Source organism: Streptomyces deccanensis (assembly GCF_022385335.1).
GTDB classification, from domain to species: Bacteria; Actinomycetota; Actinomycetes; order Streptomycetales; family Streptomycetaceae; genus Streptomyces; species Streptomyces deccanensis.
In genome coordinates this window covers 8,848,885-8,861,324 of sequence record NZ_CP092431.1, presented here as the reverse complement: position 1 = coordinate 8,861,324, position 12,440 = coordinate 8,848,885, and the positions used below count along the sequence as shown (strand labels likewise).

The following is a 12,440-nucleotide window of genomic DNA, read 5'->3' as shown; positions in this document are numbered from 1 at the left end:
TTCCTTTGCGGATGCCGTCCCCGGTGTGCCGGACGAGCGCCTCCCCCGGTATCCCTTGCAGACGCCGGGCCCCGCCGGAGCAGTTCCGGCGGGGCCCGGGTCGTGCGGGGCTACTTGCCCGTGAACTTCTCGTATTCCTTGAGCACCTCGTCGGTCGGGCCGTCCATGCGGAGTTCGCCGCGTTCCAACCACAGGACGCGGTCGCAGGTGTCGCGGATGGACTTGTTGTTGTGGCTGACCAGGAAGACCGTGCCGGCCTCCTTGCGCAGTTCGCGGATGCGGGCCTCGGAGCGCTTCTGGAAGGCGCGGTCGCCGGTGGCGAGGGCCTCGTCGATCATCAGCACGTCGTGGTCCTTCGCGGCCGCGATGGAGAAGCGCAGCCGGGCCGCCATGCCGGAGGAGTAGGTGCGCATCGGCAGGGTGATGAAGTCGCCCTTCTCGTTGATGCCGGAGAAGTCGACGATCCCCTGGTAGCGCTCCTTGATCTGGTCGCGGGACATGCCCATCGCCAGGCCGCCCAATATGACGTTGCGCTCGCCCGTGAGGTCGTTCATCAGGGCGGCGTTGACGCCGAGCAGCGAGGGCTGGCCGTCGGTGTAGACCTTGCCCTTCTCCGCCGGCAGCAGACCGGCGATCGCCCGCAGCAGGGTGGACTTGCCGGAGCCGTTGGAGCCGATGAGGCCGATGGCCTCACCCCGGTAGGCGACGAAGGAGACGCCCTTGACGGCGTGCACCTTGCGGACGCCCCGCTCCTCGCCGCGCTTGAGGATGCGGCTGAGGGCGGCGGTCGCGCTGCCCTTGCCGGTCTTGGCGCCGTTGACGCGGTAGACGATGTGCAACTCGTCCGCGATGACGGTGGGGATGAGTGACTCAGCCACGGCCGTACCTCTCCTCCGCCTTCCAGAAGTACACGAAGCCGCCGAGCGCGATCAGCACGGCCCAGCCGCCGGCGACCGCCCACACGTGCGGGGGCAGGTTCTCGGAGCCGTAGCCGTCGATCAGCGCGAAGCGCATCAGGTCCATGTAGATCGCCGCCGGGTTCCACTGGAGGACGTCGGCGATCCACTTGGGGTGGTCGGCGAGCATGACCGGGATGGAGAACATGACGCCGGAGGCGTACATCCAGGTCCGCATCACGAACGGCATCAGCTGCGCGAGGTCCGGGGTCTTCGCGCCCATGCGGGCCATGATCAGGGCGAGGCCGGTGTTGAAGAGGAACTGCAGCACCAGCACCGGGATGATCAGCAGCCAGGACAGACGCGGATAGCTGCCGAAGCCGACCGCGACGCAGAACAGCACGATCATCGAGAACATCAGCTGCTGGAGCTGCTGGAGCGCGAAGGAGATGGGCAGCGAGGCGCGCGGGAAGTGCAGGGCGCGCACGAGGCCCAGGTTGCCGGAGATCGCGCGGACGCCGGCCATCACCGAGCTCTGCGTGAAGGTGAACACGAAGACACCCGTGACCAGGAACGGGATGTAGACCTCGCGCGACATGCCCCGGTCGGCGTTGAGGATCAGGCCGAAGATCAGGAAGTACACCAGCGCGTTGAGCAGCGGGGTGGCCACCTGCCACAGCTGGCCGAGCTTGGCCTGGCTGTACTGCGCGGTGAGCTTCGCCTGGGAGAAGGCGAGGATGAAGTGGCGCCGCCCCCACATCTGGCGGACGTACTCCACGAGTCCGGGCCGGGCGCCGCTCACGGCGAGCCCGTACTTGGCGGCCAGTTCCGTCGCGGAGAGCCCGTCGTCGGGCGACGGACGGTCGCTCACCACAACCCTGCCGTCATGCGTTGTCTCACTCACAAATGGAAACTTTCGTCCTCAAAGTGCGCAGCCTGGTCGGGCCGAGGCGGAAACCTGGACCGGGTACGGCCGAATGCTCTCAGATTTCGAGCTTGTCAGATGACGGGAGGCCGTCCCAGCCGGGTCAGCCGCCACACCGTACGCCACTTCATGGGCCGGCGGAGACCGCAGGTGCTCGTCCAGCCCTCCTTGAAGCCGCCGAACCAGGCCTTCAGCGCCGGTCCGGACGGCTTGCGGAGAAGCGTCAGCAGCAGCCAGACGCCCAGGTAGACCGGGACGAGCGGGGCCGGGAGGTTGCGGCGGGCGAGCCAGACGCGGTTGCGCGCGACCATGCGGTGGTAGACCGCGTGCCGGGAGGGCGCGGTCGTGGGGTGGTACAGCACCATGTCGGACCGGTAGTCGATCATCCAGCCCGCGTCGAGGGCCCGCCATGCCAGGTCGGTTTCCTCGTGCGCGTAGAAGAATTCGTCCGGGAGACCGCCGACTTCGGCGAAGACCTGGGTGCGGACGGCGTTGGCGCCGCCGAGGAAGGTGGTGACCCGGGAGGAGCGCATCGGGTCGGAGGCCCGCAGCCGGGGCACGTGCCGGCGCTGGGTCTCGCCGTTGTCGGGGTCGGCTATGCGGAAGCTGACTATGCCGAGCCTCGGGTCGGCCTCGAAGGCCTGCCGGCAGAGTTCGGCGGTGTCGTGGTGGGCGAGCAGGCCGTCGTCGTCGAGGAAGAGCAGGACGTCGACGTCCCGGCCGCTGGGGCCGAACGCCTCTATGCCGACGTTGCGGCCGCCGGGGATGCCGAGGTTCTCGGGCAGCTCGACCGTCCGGACGCCCTCGGGGACGTCCGGGACGGGCGAGCCGTTGCCGACGACGACCGCCTCGACCCGGTCGCCCTCCTGCTTGGCGACCGAGTCGAGGAGGGCGCGGAGCTCGTCGGGGCGGTTGCCCATGGTGATGATCACCGCGCCGACCTTCATGCCGCCGCTCACTTCAGCCTGCTGGAGACGAGGATCGACACCAGGTGCAGCAGGGTCTGGAGCAGCGCGATACCGGCCAGGACGGCGACGCCCACCCGGGAGAAGAAGAGGTCGCCCCGGATCTGGTCCACGACCGCGAGGGCCAGGATCAGCAGGGAGGCCTCGACGCCGAGGATCAGCCGGTGGAACTTCAGGGCGGCGGCGGCCCTGCGGGCCAGCGCCATGCCGGAGGAGCGCGGCTCGGCGGCCGACTCCTGGACCGGCGGCTTGCCCGTCTGGTGCCGGGCGACGCCGACGAGGTCCGTCTCGGCCTTGATCAGGATCGCGCCGAGCGCGGCCAGCGTGCCGAGGAAGGCCCACAGCCAGTCGATGCGGCCGGTGCCCCACAGGTCGGCCGCGCGCAGCCCGAAGCCGACGAGGACGGCGGCATCGCACAGGTAGGCGCCGACCCGGTCGACGTAGACGCCGGTCATCGAGTACTGCTTGCGCCAGCGGGCGAGCTCGCCGTCGACGCAGTCGAACAGCAGGTACAGCTGGACCATCAGCACACCGAGGACGGCGCCCGGGATGCCCGGCACCAGCAGGGCCGGGGCGGCGAGGACGCCGAAGACGGTCATCAGGTAGGTCAGCTGGTTGGGCGTGACCCGGGTGTTCACCAGGTGCCGGTCTATCCGCAGCGAGATCTCGCGCATGTAGAGCCGGCCGGCCCAGTGCTCACCGCTGCGCCGGTCCTTCACACCCGGGGGGTGCACGACCGGGCGCAGCTCAGCTACTGATGGCTTTGGCATAGTCGGCGTAGGCGTCCTTGATCTGTTCGGTGCTCAGTTCGAGGTGTTCCAGGATGGTGTAGCGGCCCGGCCGGGTCTGCGGGGCGAACTCCACGACCTGGACGAACTCGTCGACCGTGAAGCCGATCTCGTCCGGGAGGACGGGCAGGCCGTGGTGGCGCAGCACCTCGGTCATCTGGCCCGCGATCTCGTGGTGGCCGCGCAGGAAGGTGGCGAACGCGCCGCCGAGACCGCACTGTTCGCCGTGCAGGGCGTTCCGCTTGGGGAACGTCAGGTCGAACGCGTGGCTGATCTCATGACAGGCGCCCGAGGCGGGACGGCTGTCGCCGGCCACGGACATGGAGATCCCGCACAGCACGAGGGACTCGGAGAGCGTGGTCAGGAAGTCGTCGTCGCCGACCCCGCCGGGGTGGCGCAGGACTGCCTCGGCGGCCTGGCGGGCCATGGCGGCGGCCAGTCCGTCGACCTTCTCACCGGTCTCCCGGCTGGACAGCTCCCAGTCGGCGACAGCGGAGATCTTGCAGATCACGTCGCCGATGCCGGCCCGCACGAAGCGCACCGGGGCCTCACGGATGACGTCCAGGTCGATGACGATGCCGATCGGGTTCGGCACCCCGTAGGAGCCGCGGCCCGCGTCGTTGTCGAGGGTCGCCACCGGGGAGCACAGACCGTCGTTGGCCAGGTTGGTGGCGACGGCGACCAGCGGCAGGCCCACCCGGGCGGCCGCGTACTTGGCGCAGTCGATGACCTTGCCGCCGCCGAGCCCGACCACGGCGTCGTAGTGACCGCCCTTCTTGATCGAGTCGGCGAGCCGTACCGCTCCGTCGATGGTGCCGTCGGCGTCGCAGAACCAGTCCGCCTCCGGCAGCGCGGGGGCGAACCGGTCGCGCAGCGCGGCCCCGGAGCCGCCGCTGATCGCGAAGGCCAGCCGGCCCGACGGCGCGATGCGCTGGTCCGACAGGATCGTCGCCAGATCATCGAGCGCGCCGGGACGGATGTCCACGACGACCGGCGAGGGGATGAGCCTCGTCAGTACTGGCACGCGATCTCACGTCCCTTGGCGAGGTCGTCGTGGTTGTCGATCTCGACCCACTTGACGTCACCGATGGGCGCGACGTCGATGCGGAAGCCGCGGTTCACGAGCTCCTGGTAGCCGTGCTCGTAGAACTGCTGCGGGTCCGTCTCGAAGACCGTCTTCAGGGCGTCGGCCAGCTCGTCGGCGGCCTCGCCCTCGATGAGGGTGACGCCGATGTACTCGCCGGTCGCCTCGGCCGGGTCCATCAGCTTGGTGATCTTGGTCATGCCGCCCTCGGGGCCGACGACGACCTTCATCTCCTCGTCGGCGAGGGACTTCACCGTGTCGAGGGCGAGGATGATCTTCTTGCCGTCGCCGCGGGCGGCGAGCAGGGTCTTCTCGACGGAGACCGGGTGCACGGTGTCGCCGTTGGCGAGGATCACCGAGTGCTTGATGGCGTCACGGCCGCACCACAGGGAGTAGGCGTTGTTCCACTCCTCGGCCTTGTCGTTGTCGATCAGGGTGATCTTGAGCCCGTACTTGGCCTCCAGCGCCTCGCGGCGCTCGTAGACGGCCTCCTTGCGGTACCCGACGATGATCGCGACCTCGGTCAGGCCGATCTCGGCGAAGTTGCCGAGGGTGAGGTCGAGAACCGTGAGGCTCTCCTCGTCGCCCTCGGGGCCGACCGGCACCAGAGCCTTGGGGAGGGTGTCGGTGTAGGGGCGAAGACGCCGTCCGGCGCCGGCCGCCAGCACGAGGCCGATCATGCGGGTTCTCCTTCATCGTGTACGGCGGGTGCGCCTGTTTTATGGGCGGTCACCCAGAAGCGGATGCTCTCGAGGAGCACCAGCAGGGCCACGGCCACGGCGAGAGCCGTGAGCGCGACTGTGAACTCTGTGGGCGCGAGCAGCGCGGCCAGGACGGTGACCAGCAGGGTCCTGCCTTCGTGACCGCCGATCGCCCGCACCAGCCACCGCGGCGGCGCGCCGGCGTCGCCGCGGATGCGGTACACCGTGTCGTAGTGATGGTAGGCGACGGCCGCCACCAGCCCGAAAGCCGCAGGAAGGGCGCCGTTCACCTCGGCTTTGGCCGCGAGCAGCAGGACGACGCAGTACTCGGCGGCGCGGAAGAGGGGCGGAACGAGCCAGTCGAGGGCGCCCTTGAGGGGGCGCTCGACGGCTTCCGCCGACAGCAGGACATGGAGCCCGGCCGCGAGGACGACCTGCCAGGAGGGGCCCCAGACCCAGGCGGCGGTCACCACGGCCACGGCTCCGAAGGCCGCGCTGAGCAGTGCCGTCTTGCGCGGCGGGCTCGGCAGGAGCCGCGCCAGCGCTTCGGCGAGCGGGCCGGTGTCCGCGAGGTCCGCCAGCGCCCGCGCCGCCCGGTCCGTGCGCTGCGCCTTGCGGGTCAGCGAGCGCAGCACGCGGCCCGCCGTGGTGTAGGTCGCGGCGAAGGCGCAGCCGATGAGCAGCGCGTAGAAGGTGATGCGGGGTGTGGTGACCGCCGTGAGGACCGCGATCATCGCCCAGCGCTCGCCGATCGGCAGGACGATCATGCGGCGGATCCAGACCGTCCAGCCGACGCTGTCGAGCTTGCCGGAGAGGGCGGCGGTGGGGCTGGTGTTGGCGGTGGCGTCGTGGTTCGCCTCGTTGAAGGAGAAGTCGACGACGTGACGGCAGGTCTGCAGGACCATCGCGCCGAGGGCCAGGGCCCATACGTCGTCACCGCCGCGCGCGGCGCCGAGGGCGAGGCCCGCGTAGTAGGCGTACTCCTTGGCGCGGTCGAAGGTGGCGTCGAGCCAGGCGCCGAGCGTCGAGTACTGCAGCGAGTAGCGGGCCAGCTGGCCGTCGGTGCAGTCCAGGACGAAGGAGAAGAGCAGGAGGAGGCCGGCCGCGACGAACCCGCCGCGCGTGCCGGTGGCCGCGCAGCCGGCCGCGATCAGGGCGGTGATCAGCGAGGCCGTGGTGACCTGGTTCGGGGTCAGGCCCCGGCGGGCGCACCAGCGGGCGATGTAGCGGGAGTACGGGCTGATGAAGTACGTGGTGAAGAAGCCGTCGCGGGACTTCACCGCCGTGCGCAGCCGTACGGCCTCGTCGTCGACGGCGGCGACCGCCTGGCGGGCCTCGTTGCGGGCCTGCGGGTCGGCGGGGACGGCGGCGACCAGGGTGCCGAGTTCGGGCCGGTGGAGGCTGACGCCGTCGGCGTCGAGGGCGGCGACGACGCGGTCGGCGACGCTGTCGACGGCGACGGCCGTGGTGCCGCCGGCGTCCGCGCTCTCGCGGGCCAGCGCCCGGGTCAGCGCCTGACGGGCGGCGGGCCGCACGGTCACGGCGCCCGGGAGGGCGGCGGCCTCGAAGCGGGGGTCGGTGAGTCCCAGGCGCAGCGCGTGCACATGGCCCACGAAACGGGCGTCGACGATCGCGACCCGCTGGTCCGCGGGCACCGTCGCCAGGAGCGTCTCGGTGTCACCGGCGTCGGAGGCGGTCCGCACGTCGAAGCCGAGCGACCGCAGATCGCCCTCCAGCGACGATCCGGGGACCGGCTGACCGGTGAGGATGGCGGTCGACAGACGAACTCACTCCCTGGGTGCCGACGCGACCGCGCCGGACGTGTACGTGGTGGAGGCGCCCCGGCCCGCTGCGACCCGGCGGCGTGTCGGCAGAGGTTATCGGATGAAGAGAAGCGGGCGTTCACCGCCCGTTCACGCCCGGATCAGTTCGGCCTGCTCAAGCCGTCGGCCCTCCGCCGCGATCATCATCGGGGATGTGGGGGTTACGCCACAAACTCCGGTGCGTATATCGGTGGATAGGGGATGAAGGTATGGTCCGACTCCTCGACGAGGGCCCGGATCCGCGGCCCTTCAGGGGCGCGGGGAACTGCGCGGGCAACCACCGACGACCCTTCACCCGCCAACCCTGCACACCCCCTACGGCGAATAGGCACACCACACCCCCCGCATAAGGTGACCGCATGACATGGCTGATCACAGGCGGGGCGGGCTACATCGGCGCACACGTGGCGAAGGTCATGACCGAGGCCGGCGAACGGGTCGTCGCGCTCGACGACCTCTCCGCGGGGGTCCGCGGCCGCCTCTCCGAGGACATCCCCCTGATCCACGGCTCCGCCCTCGACGGCGACCTCCTCAAGCGCGTGCTCGCCGAGCACGCGGTGACCGGTGTCGTCCACCTCGCGGCCCGCAAGCAGGTGGGCGAGTCCGTCGCCCAGCCCACCCGGTACTACCAGGAGAACGTCGGCGGTCTCGCGACGCTGCTGGAGGCTGCGGCCGCCGCCGGGGTGGAGCGCTTCCTCTTCTCCTCCTCCGCGGCCGTCTACGGCAACCCGGACGTGGACCTCATCACGGAGGACACCCTGTGCGCCCCGATGAGCCCGTACGGCGAGACCAAGCTGGCCGGGGAGTGGCTGGTCCGGGCGGCCGGGCAGGCCCACGGCATCGCCACCGTGTGTCTGCGCTACTTCAACGTGGCCGGCGCCGCCGAACCCGCCCTGGCCGACACCGGCATCTTCAACGTCGTCCCGATGGTCTTCGACCGTCTCACCCGTGACGAGGCCCCGAGGATCTTCGGCGACGACTACCCGACCCCGGACGGCACCTGTGTCCGGGACTACATCCACGTCGCCGATCTGGCCGACGCGCACCTCGCGGCGGCCCGACGGCTCAGCGCCGGCGGCGTCTCGGGCGACCTGACCGTGAACATCGGCCGGGGCGAGGGCGTTTCGGTCCGCGAACTCGTCGACCTCATCGGCGAGGTGACCGGGGACCGCCGTACCGCGCTCGTCGAGCCCCGCCGCCCCGGGGACGCCCCGCGCGCGGTCGCCTCGGCCGAGCGGGCCCGGCGCGAGCTCGGCTGGACGGCCCGGCGCGGGGTGCGCGAGATGGTCGAGTCGGCCTGGGCGGGCTGGCGACTGCATCGCGGTCTCTGACCTTTCCCGGCCTTTCCCGGCAGCCGTCCCGATCATGGCAGCGCTCTGACCTGCGTATCGTTTCCGCAGGTCAGAGCACATGACAACGGTGTTCAGTGCCGCGTTGCCGGATACCCCCCACCCGTAGTTCACTGTGATCCGGAGCCGAACACACGGACGCATGGAGAGAGGCGGATCCCATGGGGGCCGGTCACGACCACGGGCACGCGCATCACGCGCCGACCAGCGGTACGGCGGCAGCCGCGTACCGCGGGCGGCTGCGGGTCGCGCTGTCGATCACGCTCACCGTCATGGTGGTCGAGATCGTCGGCGGCGTGCTCGCCGATTCGCTGGCGCTCATCGCCGACGCGGCGCACATGGCGACGGACGCGGTGGGCCTCGGCATGGCGCTCCTCGCGATCCACTTCGCGAACCGCCCGCCGAGCGGCAACCGCACCTTCGGCTACGCCCGCGCCGAGATACTCGCGGCGCTCGCCAACTGTCTGCTGCTGCTCGGCGTGGGCGGCTATGTGCTGTACGAGGCGATCCAGCGGTTCATCACACCGGTCGGGACCCAGGGCGGACTGACCGTCGTCTTCGGCGCGATCGGTCTGGTCGCGAACATGATCTCGCTGTCCCTGCTGATGCGGGGCCAGAAGGAGAGCCTGAACGTCCGGGGCGCCTTCCTGGAGGTGGCCGCGGACGCGCTCGGCTCGCTGGCGGTGATCATCTCCGCGACGGTCATCCTGCTCACCGGCTGGCAGGCCGCCGACCCGATCGCCTCGCTCGCCATCGGTGTGATGATCATCCCGCGTACGGTGAAGCTGCTGCGCGAGACCCTCGACGTCCTGCTGGAGGCGGCGCCGAAAAACGTCGACATGGCTGAGGTGCGGGCCCATATCCTGGCGCTGCCCGGCGTGGAGGACGTGCACGATCTGCACGCCTGGACCATCACCTCCGGCATGCCGGTGCTCTCCGCCCATGTGGTGGTCAGCTCGGAGACGCTGGACTCCATCGGCCACGAGAAGGTGCTGCACGACCTCCAGGGCTGCATCGGCGACCACTTCGACGTCGAGCACTGCACCTTCCAACTGGAGCCGGGCGGCCACGCGGAACACGAGGCGAAGCTGTGTCACTGACCACCGACTGGATCACCCGAGCGGAGACGTCCGCCGACCGCGAGGGGGTGTACGCCGTCAACGCCGCCGCCTTCGAGACCGACGCGGAGGCCAGGCTGGTCGACGCGCTGCGCGAGGACCCCGGCGCCTGGCTGGCGGACCTGTCGTACGTCGCCGAGGCCCCGGACGGCACGATCGCGGCGTACGCGCTGATCACCCGCTGCCATGTCGACGAGACGCCCGCGCTGGCGCTGGCCCCCGTCGCGGTGCTCCCGGACCACCAGCGGCAGGGGGCGGGAGCGGCCGTCGTACGCGCCGTGCTGGAGGCGGCACGCGCGCGTGGGGAGGGGCTCGTCCTCGTCCTCGGGCATCCCGAGTACTACCCGCGGTTCGGCTTCGTACGTGCGTCCGAGTACGGCATCCGGCCGGGGTTCGAGGTACCGGACGAGGCGATGATGGCGCTGGTCCTCGACGGTTCGGCGCCGGTGGCGTCCGGCACCATCAGGTATGCGACCGCTTTCGGGGTCTGATCCACGGGCCCAGGTGTCTTCGGCGGGGGTGCGCGGGTAGGACATGCGGGTCGACCGCGAAGTGCCGGGTGCGCCGGTTTCGTGCGGCAGACTTGAGGCTCGAAGAACGAGGCGAAGGATGGGCATGCCGATCACACCTGCCACCGCGATGCACAGTCCCGAGAGCGGCACCACGGAAGCGATCCTGCTGGAGCTGGTCGACGAGGACGGCACCACGATCGGCACCGCGGAGAAGCTGGCCGCTCATCAACCGCCCGGTCAGCTGCACCGGGCGTTCTCCGTCTTCCTCTTCGACGAGCGCGGGCGGCTGCTGCTGCAGCAGCGGGCCCTCGGCAAGTACCACTCCCCCGGTGTGTGGTCGAACACCTGCTGCGGCCACCCCTACCCGGGCGAGTCCCCGTTCGCGGCGGCCGCGCGGCGCACCCACGAGGAGCTGGGGGTCTCCCCGGCGCTGCTCGGCGAGGCGGGCACGGTCCGCTACAACCACCCGGACCCGGACTCGGGTCTGGTGGAGCAGGAGTTCAACCACCTGTTCGTCGGGCTGCTGCAGTCCCCGCTCCGGCCGGATCCCGAGGAGGTCGGGGACACCGCGTTCGTCACCCCGGCCGAGCTGGCGGAGCGGCACGCCAAGGCGCCCTTCTCGGCCTGGTTCATGACGGTCCTGGACGCGGCGCGGCCGGCGGTCAGGGAGCTGACGGGGCCGGCCGCGGGCTGGTGACCGGGGCCTTCGGCCCGGGGCCCGCGCCCCTCACCCCTGGATCAGATGTGCGGGTTTGAGCGGCACGGCCACCCAGACCACCTTGCCGCCGCTCGCGGTGTGCTCCACGTCGCAGACCCCGCCCGCCTCCAGCGTGATCTCCCGCACCAGGAGCAGACCACGGCCGCCCAGCCGGCCGTGGTCGGTCTCCAGGGCGGTCGGGCGGTAGGGGTGGTTGTCCTCCACCGAGACCCGCACCCACTCGGCTCCGACGGCGACCTCGACGGCGAGCGTGGGCGACAGGAGCGCCGCGTGTTTCACGGCGTTCGTCACCAGCTCGGAGACGATCAGCAGGAGTCCTTGGACGAGGTCGTCCGAGATCGGCACGCCCTGCCGGGCGAGCAGGTCACGGACGGCGCGCCGCGACTGCGGCACCGAGGCGTCGACGGCGGCAGCGGTGAACCGCCAGACCCCTTCGTAGGGCAGTGGCTCCGGCGGCCTCGGGGCGTCGGGGCCGTGCCCGCCGCCGTCAGGGCGTGGGTCGCTCCCGCGCCCTTGGTCGTCCATGGTCCGGTCGCCACCCTTGCGCTCGATTGTCACCACATGTCGAGTGTTGGTAACTCGACGCCGCATGCGGAGGACTGAACAGAAGTCAGCGTGTATCGACGACTTCTGGATCACTCATGAGCGAGTCGGTCGGGCACATGACCGCGCCTTTTCGAGCTGCGTCGCTTTCGGAACTATTCGGGTTGTACGGGTTTGACGCCGGTCTCGCCCGAATCCTCCCTCGGGCCCTCACTCTCCGTGCACTGCCCGGAGGGCGAGTGGTTAGCATCCGGGGCATGGAGCCTCAACTGCTGGACACCGTCGCCGACGGGATCGCGACCGTCGTCATCCACCACCCCGCCAAGCGCAACGCCATGACGGCCGGGATGTGGCGGGCGCTGCCGCCGCTGCTCGACCGGCTGGCCGCCGACCCCGGGGTACGGGCCATGGTGCTCACCGGGGAAGGCGGGACGTTCTGCGCGGGGGCCGACATCTCCACGCTGCGGGGGTCCCCCGACGAGGCCCAGACGCTGGCGTGCCGCGCCGAGGAGGCTCTCGCCGCCTTTCCGAAGCCGACCTTGGCGGCGATCCGGGGGCACTGCGTGGGCGGTGGCGCCCAGTTGGCGGCGGCCTGCGACCTGCGGTTCGCGCAGGAGGGGGCGCTGTTCGGGATCACCCCGGCGAAGCTGGGGCTCGTCTATCCGGCCTCCTCCACCCGGCGGCTGGTGGCGCTGGTCGGGCCGAGCACCGCCAAGTACCTGCTGTTCTCGGGCGAGTTGATCGACGCGGAGCGGGCGCTGCGCACCGGGCTGGTGGACGAGGTGCTGCCCGACGGCGAACTCGCCGAGCGGGTCGCGGAGTTCACCCGGGTGCTGGTCTCACGCTCGCGACTGACCCAGGCGGCGGCCAAGGAGTTCGCGAACGGCCGCACCGACCGCGACGCCCACTGGGCGGAGCAGGCGCGCGGCAGCGGCGACACCGCCGAGGGTGTCGCCGCGTTCCTGGAGCGCCGAGCGCCCCGGTTCACCTGGTCGGTGTGAGGGCGGGGCCGCCGGCG

At 70.9% G+C, this 12,440-nt stretch carries 13 protein-coding genes; 5 read left to right on the top strand and 8 right to left on the bottom strand.

Features of this window, described 5'->3' with window-relative positions:
- Nucleotides 1-110 precede the first annotated feature (110 nt).
- From L3078_RS39005 to L3078_RS38975, 7 genes are all read right to left on the bottom strand, one after another.
- Complete coding sequence (locus tag L3078_RS39005; RefSeq protein WP_045556817.1) at nucleotides 111-878, bottom strand: ABC transporter ATP-binding protein; 768 nt, start codon at nucleotides 876-878, stop codon at nucleotides 111-113.
- Nucleotides 871-1,800, bottom strand: coding sequence for an ABC transporter permease (locus tag L3078_RS39000; protein ID WP_239758911.1), 930 nt, complete (start codon nucleotides 1,798-1,800; stop codon nucleotides 871-873). Before L3078_RS39000 ends, L3078_RS39005 begins: the two co-directional genes overlap by 8 nt.
- Before the next feature lie 95 nt (nucleotides 1,801-1,895).
- Nucleotides 1,896-2,768 (bottom strand): glycosyltransferase family 2 protein, encoded by an 873-nt coding sequence (locus tag L3078_RS38995; RefSeq protein WP_420864143.1) that lies wholly within the window; start codon nucleotides 2,766-2,768, stop codon nucleotides 1,896-1,898.
- Nucleotides 2,769-2,776: 8 nt separating this feature from the next.
- Entirely contained in the window at nucleotides 2,777-3,505 is a 729-nt protein-coding gene (locus L3078_RS38990; RefSeq protein ID WP_045556814.1) for a CDP-alcohol phosphatidyltransferase family protein, read from the bottom strand.
- A 28-nt stretch (nucleotides 3,506-3,533) separates the two neighbouring features.
- Nucleotides 3,534-4,598, bottom strand: coding sequence for an iron-containing alcohol dehydrogenase family protein (locus L3078_RS38985; protein WP_239758907.1), 1,065 nt, complete (start codon nucleotides 4,596-4,598; stop codon nucleotides 3,534-3,536).
- On the bottom strand, nucleotides 4,586-5,338 hold the full coding sequence (locus L3078_RS38980; protein WP_215454109.1) for a phosphocholine cytidylyltransferase family protein: 753 nt from the start codon (nucleotides 5,336-5,338) through the stop codon (nucleotides 4,586-4,588). The genes L3078_RS38985 and L3078_RS38980 overlap by 13 nt, the downstream gene beginning before the upstream one ends.
- Entirely contained in the window at nucleotides 5,335-7,140 is a 1,806-nt protein-coding gene (locus tag L3078_RS38975; protein ID WP_239760655.1) for a DUF5941 domain-containing protein, read from the bottom strand. Before L3078_RS38975 ends, L3078_RS38980 begins: the two co-directional genes overlap by 4 nt.
- 401 nt (nucleotides 7,141-7,541) lie before the next feature.
- Here L3078_RS38975 and galE point away from each other — a divergent pair, with 401 nt between their 5' ends.
- From galE to idi, 4 genes are all read left to right on the top strand, one after another.
- Nucleotides 7,542-8,513, top strand: coding sequence for a UDP-glucose 4-epimerase GalE (galE, locus tag L3078_RS38970; protein WP_239758906.1), 972 nt, complete (start codon nucleotides 7,542-7,544; stop codon nucleotides 8,511-8,513).
- 179 nt (nucleotides 8,514-8,692) lie between these two features.
- Nucleotides 8,693-9,631 carry a cation diffusion facilitator family transporter gene (locus L3078_RS38965; protein ID WP_239758904.1) on the top strand — a complete coding sequence of 313 codons (939 nt, stop codon included), beginning with the start codon at nucleotides 8,693-8,695 and terminating at the stop codon, nucleotides 9,629-9,631.
- Nucleotides 9,622-10,140, top strand: coding sequence for a GNAT family N-acetyltransferase (locus tag L3078_RS38960; RefSeq protein WP_239758902.1), 519 nt, complete (start codon nucleotides 9,622-9,624; stop codon nucleotides 10,138-10,140). Before L3078_RS38965 ends, L3078_RS38960 begins: the two co-directional genes overlap by 10 nt.
- Before the next feature lie 124 nt (nucleotides 10,141-10,264).
- Nucleotides 10,265-10,858, top strand: a complete 594-nt coding sequence (idi, locus tag L3078_RS38955; protein ID WP_239758900.1) for an isopentenyl-diphosphate Delta-isomerase — start codon at nucleotides 10,265-10,267, stop codon at nucleotides 10,856-10,858.
- Nucleotides 10,859-10,888: 30 nt separating this feature from the next.
- Here idi and L3078_RS38950 read toward each other — a convergent pair whose 3' ends face one another.
- Nucleotides 10,889-11,404, bottom strand: a complete 516-nt coding sequence (locus L3078_RS38950) for an ATP-binding protein (RefSeq protein WP_239760654.1) — start codon at nucleotides 11,402-11,404, stop codon at nucleotides 10,889-10,891.
- 275 nt (nucleotides 11,405-11,679) lie between these two features.
- Between L3078_RS38950 and L3078_RS38945 the strand changes: the two genes are divergently transcribed.
- On the top strand, nucleotides 11,680-12,423 hold the full coding sequence (locus L3078_RS38945) for an enoyl-CoA hydratase/isomerase family protein (RefSeq protein ID WP_239758899.1): 744 nt from the start codon (nucleotides 11,680-11,682) through the stop codon (nucleotides 12,421-12,423).
- Nucleotides 12,424-12,440 lie beyond the last annotated feature (17 nt).